The organism is Streptomyces collinus Tu 365, from assembly GCF_000444875.1.
GTDB classification, from domain to species: Bacteria; Actinomycetota; Actinomycetes; order Streptomycetales; family Streptomycetaceae; genus Streptomyces; species Streptomyces collinus_A.
In genome coordinates, this window is the sequence record NC_021985.1 from 6293589 (window position 1) to 6316329 (window position 22741).

At 71.7% G+C, this 22741-nt stretch carries 18 protein-coding genes and 1 pseudogene; 13 read left to right on the top strand and 6 right to left on the bottom strand.

Annotated elements, in window-relative coordinates; all coding sequences use genetic code 11:
- The first annotated feature begins 113 nt into the window (after nt 1–113).
- The 4 genes from B446_RS27360 (at nt 114) to B446_RS27375 (ending at nt 6422) form a co-directional block, all read left to right on the top strand.
- The gene (locus tag B446_RS27360) at nt 114–2408 is read left to right on the top strand and encodes an ATP-binding cassette domain-containing protein (RefSeq protein WP_043479194.1); all 2295 of its coding nucleotides are present in this window, start codon (nt 114–116) and stop codon (nt 2406–2408) included.
- A 162-nt stretch (nt 2409–2570) separates the two neighbouring features.
- Nucleotides 2571–3458 carry a FadR/GntR family transcriptional regulator gene (locus tag B446_RS27365; RefSeq protein WP_078614819.1) on the top strand — a complete coding sequence of 296 codons (888 nt, stop codon included), beginning with the start codon at nt 2571–2573 and terminating at the stop codon, nt 3456–3458.
- A gap of 436 nt (nt 3459–3894) precedes the next feature.
- On the top strand, nt 3895–5439 hold the full coding sequence (locus B446_RS27370; protein WP_020942668.1) for an RNA polymerase sigma factor: 1545 nt from the start codon (nt 3895–3897) through the stop codon (nt 5437–5439).
- Nucleotides 5440–5561: 122 nt separating this feature from the next.
- Entirely contained in the window at nt 5562–6422 is an 861-nt protein-coding gene (locus B446_RS27375) for a serine protease (RefSeq protein WP_020942669.1), read from the top strand.
- A gap of 98 nt (nt 6423–6520) precedes the next feature.
- Here B446_RS27375 and B446_RS27380 read toward each other — a convergent pair whose 3' ends face one another.
- Entirely contained in the window at nt 6521–6751 is a 231-nt protein-coding gene (locus B446_RS27380) for a DUF7455 domain-containing protein (RefSeq protein ID WP_020942670.1), read from the bottom strand.
- A gap of 440 nt (nt 6752–7191) precedes the next feature.
- Between B446_RS27380 and B446_RS27385 the strand changes: the two genes are divergently transcribed.
- From B446_RS27385 to B446_RS27410, 6 genes are all read left to right on the top strand, one after another.
- Nucleotides 7192–9315 carry a DNA gyrase/topoisomerase IV subunit B gene (locus B446_RS27385; RefSeq protein WP_020942671.1) on the top strand — a complete coding sequence of 708 codons (2124 nt, stop codon included), beginning with the start codon at nt 7192–7194 and terminating at the stop codon, nt 9313–9315.
- A 250-nt stretch (nt 9316–9565) separates the two neighbouring features.
- Complete coding sequence (locus B446_RS27390) at nt 9566–10099, top strand: DUF1453 family protein (protein ID WP_020942672.1); 534 nt, start codon at nt 9566–9568, stop codon at nt 10097–10099.
- Entirely contained in the window at nt 10096–11247 is a 1152-nt protein-coding gene (locus B446_RS27395) for a sensor histidine kinase (RefSeq protein WP_020942673.1), read from the top strand. The genes B446_RS27390 and B446_RS27395 overlap by 4 nt, the downstream gene beginning before the upstream one ends.
- Entirely contained in the window at nt 11244–11933 is a 690-nt protein-coding gene (locus B446_RS27400) for a response regulator transcription factor (RefSeq protein WP_020942674.1), read from the top strand. Before B446_RS27395 ends, B446_RS27400 begins: the two co-directional genes overlap by 4 nt.
- Before the next feature lie 68 nt (nt 11934–12001).
- Nucleotides 12002–12553: a DUF485 domain-containing protein gene (locus B446_RS27405; RefSeq protein WP_078614820.1), complete on the top strand. Its 552-nt coding sequence runs from the start codon at nt 12002–12004 to the stop codon at nt 12551–12553.
- A complete protein-coding gene (locus B446_RS27410) occupies nt 12550–14136 on the top strand; it encodes a cation acetate symporter (RefSeq protein WP_020942676.1) in 1587 nt (528 codons plus the stop codon). Before B446_RS27405 ends, B446_RS27410 begins: the two co-directional genes overlap by 4 nt.
- A 51-nt stretch (nt 14137–14187) precedes the next feature.
- Here the strand turns inward: B446_RS27410 and B446_RS27415 are convergent, their stop codons facing one another.
- Complete coding sequence (locus B446_RS27415) at nt 14188–14880, bottom strand: response regulator (RefSeq protein ID WP_020942677.1); 693 nt, start codon at nt 14878–14880, stop codon at nt 14188–14190.
- A gap of 158 nt (nt 14881–15038) precedes the next feature.
- Between B446_RS27415 and B446_RS27420 the strand changes: the two genes are divergently transcribed.
- The 3 genes and pseudogenes from B446_RS27420 to B446_RS27430 all read left to right on the top strand — a co-directional run bounded on the left by B446_RS27420 (nt 15039) and on the right by B446_RS27430 (nt 17873).
- Entirely contained in the window at nt 15039–15854 is an 816-nt protein-coding gene (locus B446_RS27420; protein ID WP_043476533.1) for an ABC transporter ATP-binding protein, read from the top strand.
- Nucleotides 15844–16706, top strand: a pseudogene (locus B446_RS27425) (ABC transporter permease). Before B446_RS27420 ends, B446_RS27425 begins: the two are co-directional and overlap by 11 nt.
- A gap of 108 nt (nt 16707–16814) precedes the next feature.
- A complete protein-coding gene (locus B446_RS27430; RefSeq protein ID WP_020942680.1) occupies nt 16815–17873 on the top strand; it encodes an ABC transporter substrate-binding protein in 1059 nt (352 codons plus the stop codon).
- Between the two features lie 52 nt (nt 17874–17925).
- Here B446_RS27430 and B446_RS27435 read toward each other — a convergent pair whose 3' ends face one another.
- The 4 genes from B446_RS27435 to B446_RS27450 form a co-directional block, all read right to left on the bottom strand.
- Nucleotides 17926–18606 carry a response regulator gene (locus tag B446_RS27435; protein WP_020942681.1) on the bottom strand — a complete coding sequence of 227 codons (681 nt, stop codon included), beginning with the start codon at nt 18604–18606 and terminating at the stop codon, nt 17926–17928.
- Nucleotides 18603–20264, bottom strand: a complete 1662-nt coding sequence (locus B446_RS27440; protein WP_193384503.1) for an ATP-binding protein — start codon at nt 20262–20264, stop codon at nt 18603–18605. The genes B446_RS27435 and B446_RS27440 overlap by 4 nt, the downstream gene beginning before the upstream one ends.
- Nucleotides 20265–20384: 120 nt before the next feature.
- Complete coding sequence (locus tag B446_RS27445) at nt 20385–21326, bottom strand: sucrase ferredoxin (RefSeq protein WP_020942683.1); 942 nt, start codon at nt 21324–21326, stop codon at nt 20385–20387.
- A 59-nt stretch (nt 21327–21385) separates the two neighbouring features.
- Nucleotides 21386–22648: a citrate synthase gene (locus B446_RS27450; RefSeq protein ID WP_043476535.1), complete on the bottom strand. Its 1263-nt coding sequence runs from the start codon at nt 22646–22648 to the stop codon at nt 21386–21388.
- Between the last annotated feature and the right edge of the window lie 93 nt (nt 22649–22741).

Consider the following 22741-nt stretch of genomic DNA (forward strand, 5'->3'; position numbering starts at 1 on the left):
CCGGGAGGTGGTCCCCCGAATGGCGCAGAAAACTGCTCTCCAAGTTGCGCGCCACCCGGTAACAGATCAGGTGATACCCGGAAAACCGGACACGGCGCGCTATCTTGCTGCAGGTGATCCAGGCCGTCGGACTGACCAGCATCCCCCGCAAGGCGCACCCGCCCGTCGTCGACGACGTCTCCTTCGAGGCGTGTGCCGGACGGGTCACCGCGCTCCTCGGTCCCGCGGGCGCCGGCAAGACGACGGCGCTCAGGCTGATGCTCGAACTGCAACAAGGGCGCGGCATCACCTACTTCAGAGGCCGGCCACTGCACCGGATTCCTCACCCCGCGCGAGAAGTCGGCGTGCTCCTCGGCGACGTACCCGGTCATCCGGCGCGCTCCGTGCGCGGACACCTGCGGATGCTGTGCGCGGCAGCGGGAGTTCCGGTCCGCCGTGCCGACGAGGTCCTGGAGGTGGTCGGCCTCGTCAGTCTCCGGGAGGAACGTCTCGGCACCCTGTCCCGCGGCATGGACCGCAGGCTCGGACTGGCCTGCGCCCTCCTGCCCGACCCCCACACGCTCGTGCTGGACGACCCCACCGGCGGCCTCTCCACCCGCGAGGCACGCTGGATGCACGGCATGCTGCGCGCCCACGCGGCCCAGGGCGGCACGGTGCTGTACACCACGGCCGACTCCAAGGAGGCGGCGCGCGCGGCCGACCGGGTCGTCACCCTCGACGGCGGCAGGCTCGTGGCCGACCAGGAGGCCGGTGAGTTCGCGCGGAACCGGCTGCGCCCGCGCGTGGCCGTCCGCAGCCCCCAGGCCGCCCGCCTCGCCGTCCTGCTGAGCAAGGAGGCCCGCACCGCGCAGCGCTCCGTGGAGGTCGTACGCGAGGACGGCAACCGCCTCTCCGTGTACGGCAGCACGACGGCGGACATCGGTGAGACCGCCTTCCGGCACGGCATCCTCATCCATCAACTCGCCGACGAGGTGGGGGACATGGGGGCCGGCGCGGGAGCGGAGTCCCGGGATGTCGCGGCGGTGGCCGGTGAGCCGGCCACGGCCGTGCGGGAACGGCCCGTTCCCGAGCGCTCGTCGGAGGGGCGTACGCGGGCCGTGCTCGGTTCGTCGGCGGAGGGCCGGCCCGCCGGGCGCGCACAGGCGGTGTCCGAGCTCGTGACCGGGGACCAGAATCCGATGGTGTCCAGCCTCGTGGAGGTCGAGCCCGAGGCGCAGGCCCAGTCCGCGTCGGACTCGGCGCAGGCGTCGACCTCCACCTCGCCGTCCCCCTCGACCACGACCTCGGTACCGGGTGAGGCCGAGGCCGAGCCGACGTCGGCCGCCGTCCCGGACGGAGCCGGAGGTGACGCCTCTGTCGGTGCAGCCGGTGCGTCGCCGACCGGTGACTCCCGGCCCGCAGGCACGATTCCGCAGACCGTTCCCGCGGAGGTCTCCGGGGGTCCGGCGGCGGCCGGCGGCACGGCCGCGACCGGTACGCACGCCTCCGGCGCGACCGTCCCGGGCGCACGCAACCCCAGCACCCGCGACCCCGGCAGCGGCCGCACCCGGACCGGCCGGCCGGTGCCCGCGCGCGCCGGCGCGGCGGACACTCCCGAGGTTCTGTCCACCCTCCCGCCCCCCATCTCCCCCCGCGCCGCCCCCAGCCCCCTGCGCCCCCTGCGCTACGAGCTGCGGCGTGCGGCCGGGATCGGCACCGGATTCCTCACCTGTGGTGCCGCCCTGGTGGTGTCCGCGCTCACCGCCGTGATCCTGGCGCGGTTCGGTCACACCCCGCAGGAGCGGCTCTTCGCCGCATGGCCGCGGGAGCTGCCGCTGCCGCCCGCGGCGCTCGCCGCCGGCCTGCTCGGCGCGCTGGCCTTCGGTGACGAGTTCCGCCACCCGGCGCTGGCGGCGGACCGCGGCACCGTGCCCCGCCGGCTGGGGCTGCTCACCGCGAAACTCGTCGTCTCCGGAGCCACCGCCCTGCTGCTGGCCTTCCTCACCCTCGGCTGCGACGCCGAGGTGCTCTATCTCGTCTACGGAAGGGAGCTGACACACGTTCCCACGGACTGGCTCTCGCTGACCGCGAGTTGGTTCGGGCTCGTGACCGGCTGCGCCTGGGCCGGTGTCCTGGCGGCCGGGGTCTTCCGGTCCGCCACGGGGGGACTCGCCGCCGTGCTCGCCGTACCCGTCCTCGTCGTCCCGGCCGTCCATCTGACGCTGGGGGGTTCCACCGTGCGGACGGCGGCGGGCCTGCCGGCGCGGATGCGGGAACTCCTCCTGCTCCAGTGGCCCTTCGGCGGCGACAGGTACCTGCTCGCCACGGCCCGGGTCGTCGCCCAACCCGTCGGCGGGGCACTGACGTTGTCGCTGACCGCGCTGCTCTGCGCGTACCTCGCCGGCACCCTGCGCGCCAGGGCCCGATGACGGCCTTCCGCACGCTTCCGGTCAGGCTGTGCGCACAACTCCCCGAAGAAAGGCCGTTTCTTTCCGATAAGGCGTCAATTGCGATGCGGTGAGCGATCACCCTTTCGTGTGCTTTTCACCAAAGACCTCAAGGGAGTTGGAACCGGCGCCGACAAAGGATGCGTGAGTACCCTTGCGCACACCATGATGACCGCCGCCCGCTCCTCAGACTCCGGTCTGGTCGGCCCGGGCGAACTCGACCGCTACCCCTACGCCGAGGCTCCGGTGCCCGACCGCGTGGGAGCACCCGCCTGGGACGGAGGGGAACCCGAGCTGGGCCGCGTGGGCCGGCGCGCCACGGGCAGCCGCGGCCGCGGCCTGCACGGCCAACTCGTACAGCAGCTCGGTCAGATGATCGTCTCGGGTGACCTGGGTGCGGACCGCCCGCTGGTGCCGGAGGAGATCGGCCAGCGCTTCGAGGTCTCCCGCACCGTCGTCCGTGAGTCCCTCCGCGTCCTTGAGGCCAAGGGCCTCGTCAGCGCCCGCCCGAACGTCGGCACGCGCGTGCGTCCCGTCAGCGACTGGAACCTGCTGGACCCGGACATCATCGAGTGGCGGGCCTTCGGGCCGCAGCGCGACGACCAGCGCCGCGAGCTGAGCGAGCTGCGCTGGACGATCGAGCCGCTCGCCGCCCGCCTCGCCGCCGGCCACGGGCGTGAGGAGGTGCAGCAGCGCCTGTCCGACATGGTGGAGATCATGAGCCACGCCATGGCCCAGGGAGACGCGCTGACCTTCTCGCGCGCCGACGCCGAGTTCCACGCGCTGCTGATCCAGATCGCGGGCAACCGCATGCTGGAGCACCTCTCGGGGATCGTCTCGGCGGCGCTCCAGGTCTCCGGCGGCCCCGTCACGGGCTGTGACCGGCCGAACGAGACCTCGCTCGCGCTGCACGCGCGGATCGTCGACGCCCTGGGCGCCGGCGACGGCACGGCGGCGGAGACGGCCATGCGGCAGCTGCTGACCGTCCACCCCGAGGTGGAGCGTGTGGTGCCCGCCCCGCGCGAGCACTGAGCCTCGCCGAAGGCGGCGCGGTCGCCGCGGTGCCGCGTTCTCGTGGTCCTCATGGCGTCGCCGGTTCCGGGAACCGGCCGTCGCCGGACCTCGTCGGATCATGGGGTGTCCGGCGGGGCCCGGCGGCGCGGCGGGCCGCCGGGCGGTGAAGCGGCCACGGCCGACTTGGCAGGGGTGATCTCTTCTGTCTATGTTTGACCGCTTTTGACCGCTTACGGGGTGTGACTCGGGCCACGCAGATTGGGCGTAACGCTCGTGGGGGCAGCGCGATGACCTAAGAGGTGACAGTCGCGGAGGGAATACGGACGCCACACCAGGCGCTGTGGATCTCCCCGGCCCCCGCCCGCTCCGTCGGCCCATCCCCAGGCCGGTGGTCGGCTCTCGTCCGCAGTGGACGGTGCCGGAAGCCGTTTTCCAACGTTCCGAGAGGTTGTTCGTGTCGGCCAGCACATCCCGTACGCTCCCGCCGGAGATCGCCGAGTCCGTCTCTGTCATGGCGCTCATTGAGCGGGGAAAGGCTGAGGGGCAGATCGCCGGCGACGATGTGCGTCGGGCCTTCGAAGCTGACCAGATTCCGGCCACTCAGTGGAAGAACGTACTGCGCAGCCTCAACCAGATCCTTGAGGAAGAGGGTGTGACGCTGATGGTCAGTGCAGCAGAGCCCAAGCGCACCCGAAAGAGCGTCGCAGCGAAGAGCCCGGCGAAGCGCACCGCCACCAAGACGGTCGCGGCGAAGACGGTGACCACCAGGAAGGCCACCGCGACCACGGCGGCCCCGGCCATGCCCGCCGCCCCGTCCGACGACGACTCCGCCGACGAAGCCGCACCCGCCAAGAAGGCGGTCGCGGCCAAGAAGACGACCGCCAAGAAGGCGGTCGCCAAGAAGACCGTCGCCAAGAAGACGGCGGCCAAGAAGACCACGGCCAAGAAGGACGACGCCGAGGTTCTCGAGGACGAGGTCCTCGAGGACGCCAAGCCCGGCGACGAGCCCGAGGGCACCGAGAGTGCCGGTTTCGTGCTCTCCGACGAGGACGAGGACGACGCGCCCGCGCAGCAGGTCGCGGCCGCCGGCGCCACGGCCGACCCGGTCAAGGACTACCTGAAGCAGATCGGCAAGGTCCCCCTGCTCAACGCCGAGCAGGAGGTCGAGCTCGCCAAGCGCATCGAGGCGGGCCTCTTCGCCGAGGACAAGCTGGCCAACGCGGACAAGCTCGCGCCCAAGCTCAAGCGCGAGCTGGAGATCATCGCCGAGGACGGCCGCCGCGCCAAGAACCACCTCCTGGAGGCCAACCTCCGTCTGGTGGTCTCCCTGGCCAAGCGCTACACCGGCCGCGGCATGCTCTTCCTGGACCTCATCCAGGAGGGCAACCTCGGTCTGATCCGCGCGGTCGAGAAGTTCGACTACACCAAGGGCTACAAGTTCTCCACGTACGCCACCTGGTGGATCCGGCAGGCGATCACCCGCGCCATGGCCGACCAGGCCCGCACCATCCGTATCCCGGTGCACATGGTCGAGGTCATCAACAAGCTCGCGCGCGTGCAGCGCCAGATGCTCCAGGACCTGGGCCGTGAGCCCACCCCGGAGGAGCTGGCCAAGGAACTCGACATGACCCCGGAGAAGGTCATCGAGGTCCAGAAGTACGGCCGCGAGCCCATCTCCCTGCACACGCCCCTGGGTGAGGACGGCGACAGCGAGTTCGGTGACCTCATCGAGGACTCCGAGGCCGTCGTCCCCGCCGACGCCGTCAGCTTCACGCTTCTGCAGGAGCAGCTGCACTCCGTCCTGGACACGCTGTCCGAGCGCGAGGCCGGCGTCGTCTCCATGCGCTTCGGTCTCACCGACGGTCAGCCCAAGACCCTCGACGAGATCGGCAAGGTCTACGGCGTGACGCGTGAGCGCATCCGCCAGATCGAGTCCAAGACCATGTCGAAGCTGCGTCACCCGTCGCGTTCGCAGGTGCTGCGCGACTACCTCGACTAGGTCCCGGCCGTACGACGGCGAAGGCCCGGCTCCCCTCGCGGGAGCCGGGCCTTCGTGCTGCGCGCGACGGTCGGGTGGCTGACTCTGAGTGTCCCAGTAGGACCTCGGAGTGAGGAGCTTGCATGCGCCGTACCGTTGCCCGTGCGCTGATCCGGCCGCTCGTGCTGGCGGCCACGTTGACCGCCATACCTTTGACCGGAGCGGCGCCGGTGGCCGCCGACAGCGTGGTCGTCGGGGGCTTCCCGATCGATGTCTCCCAGGCCCCCTGGACCGTGGCCCTCTCCAGCCGTGACCGGTTCGGGGGTACGCGCGCGGGGCAGTTCTGCGGTGGCGTGGCGATCACCCGGACCACCGTGCTCACCGCGGCCCACTGCCTCACCGACGACGTCCTCGGCGCGCCCCCGAACCGGGTGCACGACCTCAAGGTCATCGCGGGCCGCACCAATCTGCTGGCAGACGAGGGCCAGGAGATCGACGTCCAGGAGGTCCGGGTCAATCCGCACTACGACCCGGATGCCAACACCGGCGACTTCGGCGTGCTCACGCTGGCCGAGCCGCTGCCACGCAGCTCCGTGGTGACGATGGCGCCGGAGGGTGACCCCGTGTACACACCAGGGACCAAGGCCCTGGTCACCGGCTGGGGCGACACCTCGGGCGGAGGTGCGTACGCACGCCATCTGCACGCGGCGCGCGTCCACGTGCTGGCCGACAGCCGCTGCGCTCGCGCCTACCCGGGCGGCCCCGAGGGCACCTACCGGCCCGGATCCATGCTCTGTGCCGGGGAGGTCGAGGGCGGTCCGGACGCCTGTCAGGGGGACAGCGGAGGCCCTCTGGTCGCCTCGGGGCGGCTGATCGGACTCGTGTCCTGGGGGAGCGGCTGCGGGCGCCCGGGGAACCCCGGCGTCTACACCCGCGTGTCCGACGTCCTGCACACCCTGGAGACGGCCGCCGCAGGGCCTCAGAAGGCCCCTGGAAGCGCCTGAGAGCGCCTGAGGGCATGAGCACGGGCGGCCACTCCCACAGGGGAGGGGCCGCCCGTTCACCGGCCTGTGCCGGGGCTGGCTCGTCGTGTGTGCGAGATTCAGCGCTCTTCTTCCGAGGAGGTGCCGGGAACGGCCGTGAGCCGCTCCGTCTCGTCCTGTATCTCAGCGGCGATCTTCTTGAGTTCCGGCTCGAACTTGCGACCGTGGTGGGCGCAGAAGAGCAGTTCTCCGCCGCTGAGCAGGACCACGCGCAGGTATGCCTGGGCGCCGCAGCGGTCGCAGCGATCGGCGGCCGTCAGCGGGCTCGCGGGGGTCAGAACAGTAGTCACGTCGCCTCTTCTCTAGCTCGACGAGCTGTCGTACCAGGGTCAACATCCAACCAGCCCGAAAACGTTCCCGCTCGTGGCTTTTCCTGGAAAAAATCTTCCGGGGCGGCTGTCTGCTGCCGGTTTGGCGGCGAATGTGCCGTATTGCGTGTCTTAGATGCTTACGGGTTCGCGCGGTCTTCGATGTCGGTCCTCCCGGCTGGGTTGCCGGTTGTTCATGAGGACGTGCCCGGAGCCTAAATGGTTCATGCCTCCAAGGGAACGTGATGTGTGCTTCACTCCATCGAGGGATCGAACGTACATACGAGTCTGGACTAGGCTGAGATTCCGACGAGGGTGGCGCTACACCGCCTCTACCAGGGCTCGGTACCCTCTGTGCGGCGACCGAAGCCGCCCCCTTACCCAAAAGGGGGTCACCTGAAATTCAGCGAGGAGCGAACCGCGTGACCGCCGATACGTCCGTGCCGTCCACAGCGCTGCTGGCAGGAGCAGACCGCGACGGCTCCAACTACACCGCGCGGCACCTGCTCGTCCTCGAGGGCCTGGAGGCCGTGCGCAAGCGCCCTGGCATGTACATCGGCTCGACCGACAGTCGCGGCCTGATGCACTGCCTGTGGGAGATCATCGACAACTCCGTGGACGAGGCCCTCGGCGGCTACTGCGACCACATCGACGTGATCCTCCACGACGACGGTTCCGTAGAGGTGCGGGACAACGGCCGCGGCATCCCCGTGGACGTGGAGCCCAAGACCGGCCTGTCCGGCGTCGAGGTCGTCATGACCAAGCTGCACGCCGGCGGCAAGTTCGGCGGCGGCTCCTACGCCGCCTCGGGCGGTCTGCACGGCGTCGGCGCCTCCGTGGTCAACGCCCTCTCGGCCCGCCTCGACGTCGAGGTGGACCGCGGCGGCCACACCCACGCCATCAGCTTCCGGCGCGGTGTGCCGGGCGCCTTCCGCGGCGTGGGCGCGGAAGCGAAGTTCGAGGCCGGGAGCGGCCTGGCCAAGGGGAAGAGGATCCCCAAGACCCGTACCGGCACCCGTGTGAGGTACTGGGCCGACCGGCAGATCTTCCTCAAGGACGCCAAGCTCTCCCTGGAGACGCTGCACCAGCGCGCCCGGCAGACCGCCTTCCTGGTGCCGGGCCTGACGATCGTCGTCCGCGACGAGTTCGGTCTCGGCGAGGGCGGCAGCAAGGGCGAGGAGTCCTTCCGCTTCGACGGCGGCATCAGTGAGTTCTGCGAGTACCTGGCGACCGACAAGCCGGTGTGCGACGTCCTGCGCTTCTCCGGCCAGGGCAGCTTCAAGGAGACCGTCCCGGTCCTCGACGAGCACGGCCAGATGACCCCCACCGAGGTCACCCGTGAACTGGGCGTCGACGTGGCGCTGCGCTGGGGCACCGGCTACGACACCACCCTGCGCTCGTTCGTCAACATCATCGCCACCCCCAAGGGCGGCACGCACGTGGCCGGCTTCGAGCAGGCCGTCACGAAGACGATGAACGAGATGCTGCGCGCCAAGAAGCTGCTGCGCGTGGCCGAGGACGACGTCGTCAAGGACGACGCCCTGGAGGGTCTGACCGCGGTCGTCACGGTGCGCCTCGCCGAACCGCAGTTCGAGGGGCAGACCAAGGAGGTCCTCGGCACCTCGGCGGCCCGCCGCATCGTCTTCAACGTGATCTCCAAGGAACTCAAGGCGTTCCTGACCAGCACCAAGCGTGACGCGGCCGCCCAGGCCCGGGTCGTCATGGAGAAGGTGGTCGCCGCCGCCCGCACCCGGGTCGCGGCCCGCCAGCACAAGGACGCCCAGCGCCGCAAGACCGCTCTGGAGTCCTCGTCCCTGCCAGCCAAGCTCGCCGACTGCCGCAGCGACGACGTCGACCGCAGCGAGCTGTTCATCGTCGAGGGCGACTCCGCGCTCGGCACGGCGAAGCTGGCACGGAACTCCGAGTTCCAGGCCCTGCTGCCGATCCGGGGCAAGATCCTCAACGTGCAGCGGTCGTCGGTGACCGACATGCTCAAGAACGCCGAGTGCGGCGCGATCATCCAGGTCATAGGAGCGGGCTCGGGCCGTACCTTCGACATCGACGCGGCCCGCTACGGCAAGATCATCATGATGACCGACGCCGATGTGGACGGCTCCCACATCCGCTGCCTGCTGCTCACGCTGTTCCAGCGCTACATGCGGCCCATGGTCGAGGCGGGCCGGGTCTTCGCCGCGGTGCCGCCGCTGCACCGCATCGAGCTCGTCCAGCCGAAGAAGGGCCAGGACAAGTACGTCTACACGTACTCCGACCGCGACCTGCGCGACAAGCTCATGGAGTTCCAGAGCAAGGGCATCCGGTACAAGGACTCGATCCAGCGCTACAAGGGTCTGGGCGAGATGGACGCCGACCAGCTGGCCGAGACCACCATGGACCCGCGCCACCGCACCCTGCGCCGGATCAACCTGTCCGACCTGGAGGCCGCCGAACAGGTCTTCGACCTGCTCATGGGCAACGACGTGGCGCCCCGCAAGGAGTTCATCTCCAGCTCGGCGGCGACCCTGGACCGGTCGCGCATCGACGCCTAGTCGCCGCGCGGTTCACCCTACGGCCGTCCGGCCGGTCCGCTCGTGAGGAGCGGACCGGCCGGACGACGCCGTTCCGGACCCCTTTCCGGGGCCCGCCCCGGTGCCTCCACCCGAGGGTGGAGAAGGCGGGGGCGCGGGTTCCACCCGTGATCCACCCTCGCTCCGATCCCCCGGCCTGCGCGTTTCCGTAGCGTCGAAGGCGTCGGCGGCACTCGCTCCCGACACCCCCTTCCCGCACACGGAGGCAGTGATGTCCGGGCTCGTCAACGCGTTGGTGATCGTGGCGGTCGCGGCCGTGGTCATCGTCCGCCAGTTCCGCGCCCGTGCCCTGGACACCGACCGGCGCTGGTGGGTGCTCCCCGTGATCCTCGCGGTGGTGGCCCTGCGCGAGCCCGGCATACTCGACCCCCACCACCGCGCGGGATCCGCCGCGCTGCTGGCCGCGGAGGTGCTCATCGGCCTGGCCACGGGCGCCGGCTGGGCCTGGACCACCCGGTTGTGGACCGCACCGGACGGCGTCGTGTGGACGAAGAGCACCAGGGCCAGCATCGGCGTGTGGCTCGTCGGCATAGGGATGCGAGCCGGTCTCTTCGCCCTGGGCGCCGCATCCGGTGTGCACCAGCACAGCTCGGCCCTGATGCTCAGCCTCGCCGGCACCCTGCTGGTCCGCGCCGGGATCCTGACCTGGCGGGCCCGGTCCTTCGCCGCCGCGAGCGCGTCCGCGGGCCGTCCGGCCCCGGCCTACGGTGACGGCATGCGGACGGCGTGGAAGGAGGGCGTGTGACCGAGAACGCGTGGACACGCTGGCCGTCGCGTGAAGCGCTCGGCCGCGCCGGGACCCCGCGGCCCCGGCGGCTGCTCGCCTGGACCATCAGACTCGTGGTGCTCGCCCTGCTCCTGTGGGCCGCGTTCACCCACAAGCACGTCGGCGTCTGGGGCGCGCTGGCGGCCGCGGCGGCGGTCGTCCTGGCCGCCCTGGTCTCCTGGGCCTTCTTCCGCACCACCTACGCACACCGGCTGGCGTCCTCCCTGGCGCTCCTGGCCGTCCTGCTGGGCATCGCGGTCGCCGCCCAGGCCACCGGGTTCCAGGGGCCGGCCCTGGTGATCTGGTGCGGCTGCGGGATCTCCGCGCTGGAACGGCTGCCGCTCGGCGCCGCCCTGCCCGTGACATCGGTGGCACTGGCCTCGTACTCCGCGTTCAACAACGACGTCTGGCTGACCACGGCCGCCACGGTGGCGGGCATGGCTCTCGCCGGGTACGTGCTGCGGCTGGACGCCGAGGCCCGGGGCAGCGCCCAGCGGCTGCTCGCCCAGGAGCGGGCCGCGAGAGCCGCCGAGGCGGAGTCCGCGGCGCTGGCCGAGCGGACCAGGATCGCCCGGGAGATCCACGACGTGCTGGCACACAGCCTCTCGGCGCAGCTGGTGCACCTGGAGGCGGCCCGGTTGCTGATCGAGCGCGGCGCCGAGCGTGAACAGATCCTGGAACGTGTCGTCGCCGCCCGGGGCATGGCCCGCGACGGCCTGGCCGAGACCCGGCAGGCCCTGTCCGCGCTGCGGGGTGACCTCACCCCGCTGGAGGACTTCCTCGACCAGCTCGTCAGCGCGGCCGACGGCGCCGACGTCACCGTCACGGGTGAGCGCAAACCCCTGTCGGCCGAGGCGTCGCAGGCCGTGCGCCGCGTGGCGCAGGAGGCGCTGACGAACGTCCGCAAGCACGCCCACGGGGCCCAGGTGCACCTGCGGCTCGACTACGGCGAGCACCAAGTGACGCTGGACGTGCGGGACTCGGGCGGCCGGCCGGGCGACCTCACCGCGGCCGGCGGCGGGTACGGTCTGCTCGGGATGCGGGAGCGTGCCGAACTGCTGGGCGGCTCCCTGGACGCCGGGCCGTGCGAGGAGGGGTTCGTGGTGACGCTGAAGGTGCCCGTATGACCCGGACGGAGGGGGAGAAGAAGCCCGCACGGGTCGTGGTCGCCGACGACCAGACCGTGGTCAGGGAGGGCATCGTGATGCTGCTCGGGCTGCTGCCCGGGGTCGAGGTCGTCGGCGCCGCGGGCGACGGCGAGGAGGCCGTACGGCTGGTCGGGGAACTCGCGCCGGACGTGGTCCTGATGGACCTGCGGATGCCCCGCTGCGACGGGGTGGAGGCCACACGGCGGATCCGGTCGCAGTACCCCGGCACCCAGGTCGTGGTGCTCACCACCTTCGCGGACGACGAGTCGCTGTTCCCCGCGCTGCGCGCGGGAGCCCGGGGGTATCTCACCAAGGACGCCGGCGGTGACGAGATCGTGCGGGCCGTGGAGAGCGTCCTGTCGGGCGACGCGGGACTGTCCCCGAGCGTGCAACGGCGCCTGCTGGAACGGCTGTCGCAGCCCGAACCCGAGCCCACGCCGGCCGCGGCGGAGTCCCCCGACGGCCTGACCGCCCGCGAGACCGAGGTCCTGGTGCTGATCGCCGAGGGACTGAACAACCAGGAGATCGCCCGCAAGCTGCACGTCTCCACCGCCACGGTGAAGACGCACATCAACAACCTCTTCGCCAAGACGGGCCTCAAGGACCGGGCGCAGGCGGTGCGTTACGCCTATGCGAAGGGACTGGTGTGGCCGCCCGGGAAATGAGTCACCTTTTGGGGTGAAGAGCCGGAAAAGAAGAGTCAGGGATGCTCCCGGTCTGTCCATCCTTGGGCATGCAGTCAAGCAATGGTCGTGCCCATGGAGCCGGCGACGGCTCCGGGAGTCCGGCCGAGCGTCAGGAAGAGCTCGGCGAGGCTTCCCGCGACGTGAGGTACGAGGACCCCTGGTACGACGCGCTGGCCTCCGGCTGGGGCGAGTCGGACGGCGCCGGAACGCCCGCCGAGGCGGCCGTGCCGGCCGCGCGCACGGAGACGGACGGCGCGGGCGACCGCGCCCGTGACGTCTACGTCGAGGTGCAGCGCAGCGAGGCATTCCAGGAAGTGCGGGGCAGGTACCGGGGGTTCGTCGTCCCGGGCGTCACCGCCTTCCTCCTCTGGTACTTCGGGTACGTGGTCACCGCGACGACCGCGCCCGGCTTCATGGCCCGCCCGGTGGCCGGCGCGGTCAACGTGGCGATGGTGGCGGGGCTCGGGCAGTTCCTCACCACGTTCCTGCTCACTTGGGCCTACGCTCGGCACGCGCGGCTGCGCCGGGACCGGGCCGCGCTGGAGCTGCGCTGGGACACCCAGGAACTGACACGCGGAGCGCGGGGAGGCGCCTCGTGACCGGCACGCACCAGACCCTCGCACTGTTGCTGTTCAGCCTGTTCGTGGCCGTCACGCTGGGGATCACGACCTGGGTGAGCCGCAGGCGGCACGGCTCGGCCGAGGAGTTCTACGCGGGGGGCCGGCTCTTCTCCCCGATGGAGAACGGGTTTGCCATCGCGGGCGACTACATGTCCGCCGCCTCCTTCCTCGGGGTCACCGGGCTCATCGCGCTGTACGGCTACGACGGGATGCTGTACGTGGTGGGCTTCCTCGTGGCCTGGCTGGTCGTGCTGCTCCTGGTGGCGGAACTGGTTCGCAACTGCGGGCGGTTCACCCTGGCCGACGTGATCGCCGCGCGGATGAGCGAGCGGCCGGTGCGGATCGCGGCGGGAACCTCCTCGGTCACCGTGTCCGTTCTGTACCTGGTGGCGCAGATGGTGGGCGCGGGCAGCCTGGTGGCGCTGCTGCTGGGGCGGACCAGCGGCGCGGCCCAGGCGTGGGCCGTCATCGGGGTCGGCGCCCTGATGGTGATCTACGTGTCGCTCGGGGGCATGCGGGCCACCACCTGGATCCAGATCGTGAAGGCGGTGCTGCTGCTGAGCGGGACGGCGGCGCTGACCGTGCTGGTGCTGGTGCGCTTCCACGGCGACTTCGACCGGTTGCTGCTCACGGCCGCGGAGCGCAGCGGCCATGGGAAGGCGTTCCTGGCTCCGGGGCTGAAGTACGGCGGGAACTGGACCGCGCGCATCGACTTCATCAGCCTGGGGCTCGCGCTGGTGCTGGGCACGGCGGGGCTGCCGCACATCCTGTCCCGCTTCTACACCGTGCCGACCGCGCGGGCGGCACGCCGTTCGACGGTGTGGTCCATCGGGCTCATCGGCGGCTTCTACCTGATGACGATCGTCCTCGGCTTCGGGGCCGCGGCTGTCGTCGGACCGGATGCGCTGGTCCCGTCGAACGGGAACACGGCGATGCCTCTCCTCGCCCTCGACCTGGGCGGCGGTGCCGGCTCGACCGGCGGGACGGTGCTGTTCGCGGTCGTCGCCGCCGTCGCCTTCGCCACGATCCTCGCGGTCGTCGCCGGGATCACGCTCGCCTCCTCCGCCTCGGTGGCGCACGACCTCTACGCGTCGCTGCGCCGGTCGCACGGCAAGGCGCGCAGCGAGGTGACCGTGGCGCGCTTCGCGGCGGTCGGTATCGGTGTCGTGGCGATCGCGCTCGGCCTGCTGGCCCGCGATCTCAACGTCGCCTTCCTGGTGGGCCTCGCCTTCGCCGTGGCGGCGTCGGCGAACCTGCCGGTGCTGCTGTACTCGCTGTTCTGGCGCTCCTTCACGACGCGCGGCGCGGTGTGGGCCGTGTACGGGGGACTGGTCCCGGCGCTCGGGCTCGTGCTGCTGTCCCCGGTGGTCTCGGGCAGCCCGGGATCCCTGTTCCCGGACGTCGACTTCCAGTACTTCCCGCTGCAGAACCCGGGCATCGTCTCCATCCCGCTCGGCTTCGTCGCGGGCTGGCTGGGCACGGTCACCTCGGACGAGGTCGGGGACGAGGCGAAGTACGCCGAGACCGAGGTGCGGTCGCTGACGGGCGCGGGAGCCGTCTGAGCCGCCCGGCCGTCCCCTGACGTGCCCGGCCGCCGCGGGCCTGCGGCCGTGTCACGGCGCCACCCACGCGTAACGGTGCTCGGGGCGGCCGGTGTCGCCGTACTTCAGGGAGAGGCGGAGGCGGCCCGCCTGCTCCAGGTGCCGGAGGTAGCGCTGGGCGGTGGAGCGGCTGAGGCCGGTCCTGCTGGCCACCTCGTGGGCCGACAGCGGGTGTTCCGCGTGGTGGAGCACTCCGCAGATGAGGTCGGAGGTGGGCTCCGTGTGGCCGCTGGGCAGACCGGGGGCCGACGGCGCGGGGGAGGTGCGCAGGGCGCCGAAGATCCGGTCGACCTGCTCCTGTCCGGTCAGACCCCGGCCGCCCACCCGGTCCACGGTGCGGCGCAGCGCCGCGTAGGAGTCCAGGCGGGTGCGCAGGGCGGCGAAGGTGAAGGGTTTGACCAGGTAGTGCAGGGCGCCCAGGCGCATCGCCCGCTGCACGGTCGTCACGTCGCTTGCCGCAGTGATCATGATGACGTCGGTGCCGTGGCCCTGTTCGCGCATGCGGTGGACGAGTTCCAGGCCGGTCTCGTCCGGCAGGTAATGGTCGAGCAGAACGAGGTCGACGGCGCCGCGTTCGACGGTGGCCAGCGCCTGGGCGGCGCTGTGCGCGCGGGCGGTCACCCGGAAGCCGGGAACCTTGCCCACGTATTTTGCGTTTATCTCTGCGACGCGGAAGTCGTCGTCCACGACCAGGACGTCAATCATCAGGCCTCTCCTTCAAGGCCGGCGAGCGTTAAGCCCGTGTTACGTGCTCCGCAGTTGTAGCGCGAGCAAAATGAGCACAACAGGTGGTTGCGAGCAAAAGAACGGCTTGCGCTCACAAGACTGCTGCTGTGGCCGGGGCCACACCTACCGTCCCGGCCATGAGCGCAGACACCAGCCCCGCCATCGAGCTACGGGGCGCGAGCAAGACCTTCAGGACCCCGTCGGGGGGTCTGCACACGGCTGTCCGGAATCTCGACCTCACCGTGCGGCGCGGGGAGTTCGTGGCCGTCGTCGGACCGACCGGCTGTGGAAAGTCCACCACGCTGACCCTGGTCAGCGGCCTGGAGGAGCCCACCGAGGGCGAGGTGCTGGTGGCCGGCGAGCCGGTCGACGGCGTCGGCGGCAAGGTCGGGTTCGTCTTCCAGCAGGACGCCACCTTCCCCTGGCGGACGGTTCTGTCCAACGTGATGGCCGGCCCCCGCTTCCGGGGCGTGCCCAAGGCCGAGGCCAAGGAGAAGGCCCGCGAGTGGCTCGCCCGGGTCGGCCTCGCGGCGTTCGAGGACCGCTACCCGCACCAGCTCTCCGGTGGGCAGCGCAAGCGCGTCGCCCTCGCCGCCACCTTCGTCAACGACCCCGAGATCCTGCTGATGGACGAGCCGTTCTCGGCGCTCGACGTGCAGACCCGGGCGCTGATGTCGGACGAGCTGCTGGAACTGTGGGAGGGCACCGGCGCCTCCGTCGTCTTCGTCACCCACGACCTGGAGGAGTCCATCGCACTGGCCGACAAGGTCGTCGTGATGACCGCCGGGCCGGCGACGGTCAAGCAGGTCTTCGAGATCGACCTGCCCCGGCCGCGCAAGGTCGAGGCGGTGCGCCTGGAACCGCGGTTCATCGAGATCTACCGCGAGATCTGGGAGTCCCTGGGCGAAGAGGTCCGCATCACCCGCGAGAGGGGCGCCGCCAATGTCGCCTGAGGTCATCAGCACGTGGTCGTCGACACGGTGAAGGCTCCGGACCGAGCGCAGTCGCGGGCCCAGGCCGCCCGCAGGCGCAAGGTGGTGGTCAACGCCGCGCGCGTGGTGCTCCTGGTGGCCGTGCTCGGCCTGTGGGAGGCGCTGTCGCGGGCGGAGGTCATCGATCCGTTCAACTTCTCGATGCCCTCGAAGATCTGGGACCAGATCAGCACCTGGGTGATGCACGGGACGGCGCAGGGCTCGCTGGGCGAGCAGATCTGGGCCACGCTGCAGGAGGCCCTGCTCGGCTGGGGCTTCGGTGTCGTCGCCGGTGTGATCTGCGGTATCGCGCTGGGCCGGATCGCCTTCCTCGCCGATGTCCTCGGCCCCTACATCAAGGTGCTCAACTCCATTCCCCGGATCGTCCTGGCCCCGATCTTCGTGATCTGGTTCGGTCTCGGTCCCGCCTCCAAGATCGCGTCGGCCGTGGTGCTGGTGTTCTTCCCGGTGTTCTTCAACGCCTTCCAGGGCGCCCGTGAGGTCGACCGCAACCTGGTCTCCAACGCCCGGATCCTCGGTGCGAGCGATCGCCGCGTGACGCTTCAGGTGGTCATTCCGTCGGCGACGTCCTGGATCTTCACCAGCCTCCACGTCAGCTTCGGCTTCGCGCTCATCGGCGCCATCGTCGGTGAGTACATCGGCGCCACCAAGGGCATCGGCCTGCTCGTCGCCCAGTCCCAGGGCACCTTCAACGCCGCGGGCGTCTACGCCGCGATGGTCATCCTCGCGGCCGTCGCTCTGGTCGCCGAGGGCCTGCTGACCTTCGCCGAGCACCGCATCTTCCGCTGGAAGCCGGCCAACTCCGGCAGCTGAGCCCGGCCCGTCCGGCCCCGCCCGGGAGCCGGGGGCTCCCCGCCGTCCCGTCATCCGCACCACCCCGTCCCCACCCGCACCGCCATCTCACAAGGACGTGAACCCGCCATGCGCAAGACCGCCAGATACGCCTCGCTCGCCGTCTCCGGCCTGCTCGCCCTCACCTCGCTCACCGCCTGTGCCAACGACGCGTCGAGCAGCACCGCCGCCGGTTCCGGCAGCAAGGGCGGCGGCAAGGGGACGAAGGTCAAGATCATGGTCGGTGGCCTGGACAAGGTCATCTACATGCCGGCGATGCTGACCCAGCGGCTCGGGTACTTCGACGCCGAGGGCCTCGACGTGGAACTCCTCAGCGAGCCCGCCGGCGTCCAGGCCGAGACCGCGCTCGTCTCCGGCCAGGTCCAGGGCGCCGTCGGCTTCTACGACCACACCCTCGACCTGCAGACGAAGGGCAAGTCCGTCGAGTCCGTCGTGCAGTTCTCGCACGCTCCCGGCGAGGTGGAGGTCGTCTCGGCCAAGAAGGCGGGCGACATCCGCTCGCCGAAGGACTTCAAGGGCAAGAAGCTCGGCATCACCGGCCTCGGCTCCTCCACCGACTTCCTCACCAAGTACCTCGCCGTCAAGAACGGTGTGCAGGTGAGCGAGTTCAGCCCGGTCGCCGTCGGCGCGGGGCCGACGTTCATCTCGGCGCTGCAGCAGGGCTCGATCGACGCCGGTATGACGACGGACCCGACCGTCGCGACCATCCTGGACAAGAAGGCCGGCAAGATCCTCCTCGACATGCGCACCCCCGAGGGTTCGCGGGAGGCGCTGGGCGGCCCGTACCCGTCGTCGAGCCTGTACATGCAGACGGACTGGGTCAACGGGCACAAGGACACCGTCCAGAAGCTGACCAACGCGTTCGTCAAGACGCTCAAGTGGATGTCCACCCACAGCGCCGACGAGATCGCGGCCAAGATGCCCGCCGACTACTCCCAGGGAAACAAGAAGCTCTACGCCGAGGCGATCAAGGCCACGCTGCCGATGTTCACCAAGGACGGCGTCATGCCTACGAACGGTCCCGAGACCGTCGAGAAGGTCCTCAAGGCGTTCAACCCGAACATCAAGAACGCCAAGGTGGACCTGAGCAAGACCTACACGACCGAGTTCGTCGACGCCGCCAAGTAGGTACGGCGAGGAAGGCCGGACGCGGGTCCGGCAGGCAGCGCACGGCTTACGCTCAGACGCGGGCCGCCCACACGTAACGGTGTTCCGGGCGGCCCGCGTCGCCGTACCTGAGGCTCAGCCGGGCCCGTCCGGTGCGCTCCAGGAGCTTGAGGTAGCGCTGGGCCGTCTGCCGGCTCAACCCGGTCCGCTCGGCGATCTCCTGGGCGGACAACGGCCCGTCCGCGCCCGTCAGGGACCGGCGCACCAGATCGGCGGTGGTGGGGGAGTGCCCCTTGGGCAGTCCCGGCGCCGTCGGCGCGGAGAGGGCGGCGAAGATGCGGTCCACCTCCGCCTGTTCGGCCTCGCCGCCGCCGTCCAGGGTGCGGCGCAGCTCGGCGTACGCCTCCAGCCTGCCCCGCAGCCCGCTGAAGGCGAACGGCTTGACCAGGTACTGCAGGGCGCCGTGCCGCATGGCCGCCTGGACGGTCGACACGTCCCGGGCGGCCGTCACCATGATCACGTCGGTCTGGTGGCCCCGCCGGCGCATCTCCCGCACGACGCCGATCCCGGTGTCGTCGGGCAGGTAGTGGTCCAGGAGGACCAGGTCGAGCCGCGGCAGCGTCTCCAGCAGGCACAGCGCCCCCGTGGCGGTGTGCGCCTGTCCGGCCACCCGGAAGCCGGGGACCTTCTCGACGTAGGCGGCGTTGACCCGGGCGACCCGCACGTCGTCGTCCACCACCAGGACCTCGATCATCGTGCCTCCTCCTCGGCGGCGGGGACGTCCACCGGAGCCTCGTCCACCGCCTCGGTCAGCGCCTCCGGCAGCACGACGGTGAACTCCGCGCCCCCGCCGGCGGCGGCACCCACCGTGGCGCCGCCGCCCTGCCGTTCGGCGAGCCGGCGCACCAGGGAAAGGCCCAGGCCGCGCTTGCCGTGCGCGGGCGGCTTCTTGGTGGACCACCCCTCGGTGAACACGAGTTCGCGCTGGTCCTCTGGTATCCCGGGCCCGGTGTCACGTACGCGCAGGACGGCCGTACGGCCCTCGGTGCGCAACTCGACCTCCACGCGCGCGTGCGGGGTGCCCGCGACCGCGTCGAGCGCGTTGTCCACGAGGTTGCCGACGACCGTGACCAGCCCCCGGGGATCGACCAGCCGGTCCGGGAGCCAGGTGTCCTCCGACACCCACAGGGCGACCGCGCGTTCGGCCGCGACCGTCGCCTTGCCGACCAGCAGGGCGGCGAGCAGCGGGTCCTGGATCTTCTCGGTGACCTGTTCGGCGGTGGCCCGGTGGTCCCCGACGACCTCGCCGACGAACTCCACGGCGTCGTCGTACATCTCCAGCTCCAGCAGGCCGAGCAGGGTGTGCATCCGGTTGGCGTGCTCGTGGTCCTGCGCCCGCAGGGCGTCGATCAGGCCCCGCGTGGAGTCGAGTTCGCGGCCCAGCCGCTCCAGCTCGGTGCGGTCGCGCAGGGTGGCCACGGCACCGCCGTCGTCCGTGGGCATGCGGTTGGCGACCAGGACGCGCTGGCCGCGCACGGTCAGCAGGTCGGTACCGGTCACCCGGCCGGCCAGGACGTCCGTCGTGCGGCCCGCGCCCAGGGCCTCGTCGGGGGACTTGCCGATGGCCTCGTCGCCGATCCCCAGCAGCCGCCGCGCCTCGTCGTTGAGCAGGCGGACACGGCCGCCCCGGTCGAGCGCGACCACGCCCTCCCGGATGCCGTGCAGCATCGCCTCGCGCTCCGAGAGCAGGGCCGAGATGTCGGAGAAGGCCAGGTCGCGGGTCTGCCGCTGGACCCGGCGGGAGATCAGCCAGGCGGCCAGCGCGCCCACCGCGAGGGCGCCGCCGGCGTAGGCGAACAGTCCCGGGATCGCGTGCAGCAGCCGGGCCCGGACGCTGTCGTAGGCGATGCCGACCGACACCGCGCCGACGATCCGGTGGTGGGAGTCGTACAGGGGCACCTTGCCGCGTGCCGAGCGGCCCAGGGTGCCCTGGTCGATCTCCATGACCTCCTTGCCGGCGAGGGCGGCGCGGGGGCTGGTGGAGACGGGGCGGCCGATCTGGCTCGGGGTGGGGTGCGACCAGCGGATCTTCCGCCCATCGAGGACCACGATGTACTCGGCGTCCGTGGCGTGCCGGATCCGCTCCGCCTCCTGCTGCACGGGGCCGTCGCGCGTCGGCGGGGTGGTCAGGACGCCCTCGGCGATCTGCGGGTCCTGCGCGGTGGTCCGGGCGATGGCCAGGGCCCGGCTCATCGCCTCCTGGTCGAGCTGTTTGCTCAGCGGGGCCAGGAAGAGTCCGGTCGCGAGCACCGCGACCCCCGCGGCGACCGCCAGCTGCATCAGCAGCACCTGCGAGAACACCCGCCGGGGCAGTCCCAGGCGCAGGCGGCGAGCGGGGGGCGTGGGACTCATGCCCCCGACGTTACGTGGGCGGGCGGCGGCGGCCGTAGGGGGTGTGGCACGGATCTCCCGAACTCACCCGGGTCGGCTCCCGCAAGGGGAACCGGCTCACCTCGCCCTGCGGGAACCGCGTCAGCTCGCCATGGCCGTCGTGCGCAGTTCGCGCACCGCGACCACGTCCATCCGGGCCGGTGTCCCGAGCACCGCCGCGCCGCAGCTCTCCTGCCGCGGCGGCAGGGAAGCCCCCTGGGCCACGGTCACGCGCCAGCGGCGGCCGTCGGTGTGCGCGACGGTGACCTCCCAGCGGTGCGCCCGCTCCTCGGTCCCCACGACGCGCAGCGCGCCCGCCCGGTCCTCGCCCGCCACCGAGCGCACGGCCAGCTCGGCCGCCTGGCCGGGGCGTCCCCAGGCGGAGCAGCCGCGGCACGCCTCCGTCACCACCCGGCCCTCCCGGACGCCGCGCAGGGCCTCCCGGACGGTGTCCGCCTCGACGCGGCCGTACGCGTAGCCGTACGGCAGGACGAGCACGGTGGGCGAGAAGCGATGACCACCCAGATGCGTGACTTCCCAGACGCCCCGCTCGCCGGCCGCGCTCAGCTCGGTGGCCAGGGGGCGGCCCAGCAGGGCGCAGCAGCGGTCCCGCTTGCCGTTGGTGCACACGAGGGCGAGCGGGTCGCCCGTGTGCGGCCGGCCGCCGAGGGCCGTGCCGAAGGAACGGTGGTCGCCGGCGCCGAGGGCCGCGAGGTCCAGGCCGAGCAGCCGGTGCGGGTCGTGCACGGTGGCGCTGTGCAGCCACGCGTTTCCGGGAACGGTGTGGGCCGCGTAAACCTGCCGGGGCCCGGGGGTGCCGGGGTCCGCGTGCCGGCCGGGGCGCCGGACGAGCGCGACCCGGACGCCGGTTCCCTCTGCGGCCGCCTCCAGGGCACGCCCCAGCACCGGGTCGAGGTGGCTCGAAGTGAGCGCCTTGGCACCCCACGGGCCCGGCTGTTCCAGCAGCAGCCACGTCGTCGCCGTGACAGCGGTGCCGGAGACGCGCTCGTCGAGACTCCGGGAGACGGTCGCACACCTACTCACAGAGGTGAGCCTAACCTGACTCCGCACAGGGTGACTTCCGGCCGCCCCCGTTGCGTGTCCTAGGCGGTGTCCGGGAGGGGCTGTGGCGGTCGTGGCCCGACGTACTGGCCGCGGGGGCGCATGCGCAGGGGGCGCTCGCCGTACTCCTCCAGGGCGTGGGCGATCCAGCCCGCTGTCCGGGCGACGGCGAAGATGGTCTCGCCGGCCGTGGCGGGCATGCCGCTGGAGGCGGTGAACACGGCAAGGGCCAGGTCGACGTTGGCGTGCAGCGGGGCGTGGCGCGCGGTCGTGGCCACGACGTCGCGGGCCGCGAGCAGCGCGGGCTCCGCGCGCGGGACCTGCTCCAGGAGGGCGAACAGCACCCGCGCGCGCGGGTCTTCGCCGGTGTAGAGCCGGTGGCCGAGCCCGGGAACGCGGCGTCCGGCGCGCAGTTCGTCGGCGATCACCGGGACGGCGGTGCCCTGGTCGAGCACGTCCAGCAGCATCCGGTGGGCCAGTCCGCTGGCGGCACCGTGCAGCGGGCCCTCCAGCACCCCGAGCCCGGCCGAGACCGCCGCGTAGGCGTGGGCGCGCGCCGAGGCGGCGACCCGGACGGCGAGCGTGGAGGCGGCGAGGTCGTGGTCGATGAGCAGCGCCAGGGCGGTGTCCAGGACGCGCAGCGACTCCTCGTCGGCGGGGCGGCCGGTCAGCCGGGTCCACAGGCGGTGGGCGAGCGGGCCGTCGTCCTCGGCGGCGGACCGCGCCGGCGGCAGCGCGGCGACCAGTGTGGGAATGAGGACGCGCGCGGTGCCGAGCACGGCCTTCTCGGAGAGGTCGAAGCGCAGCGGGTCCTGGGCGGCCGCCGCGATGGCTGCCACGCGCAGCCGGTCGGTGGGGGAGGTGTGCTCGGGCAGCGCGTTCACGGCGTGGCGGGCGACCTCGACGGTGTCCTCGGGCGCGGTGAACGTGACGCCGGGGGTGAGCCGGTCCGTCCACAGCCACTCCGCGACCTCCTCGTAGGAGTGGCGGGTGGCCAGCTCCGTGGCGTCCACCCCGCGGAAGTAGTACCGGTCGTCGTCGATCAGCGTGATGCGGGTGCGGACCGACAGGTCCGCGCCGGAGCCCGGACTCGTCGCGGCCTCCCGCCGGTTGCGCCGGGCGAGGGCCTCGACCTCCTTGGCGTCGAAGGTGCTGGCGCGGCTGCCGGGTTCGCGCCGGCTGCCGAGCAGGCCGCGGCTCACGTAGGCGTACACCGTCTCCGGCTTCACGCCGAGCGCCTCGGCGGTCTCCTTGGTGGTCAGCCGTCGTCCGGGGCGGCCGGCGGCGGGTTCCTGATCGCGCATGGGGGTCACCGTAGCGGCCTCCGAACATGTTGATGGCTGTAGATTGATTCAATCAATATTGACATCCATATCGTCAAGCATGGACAGTCGGAT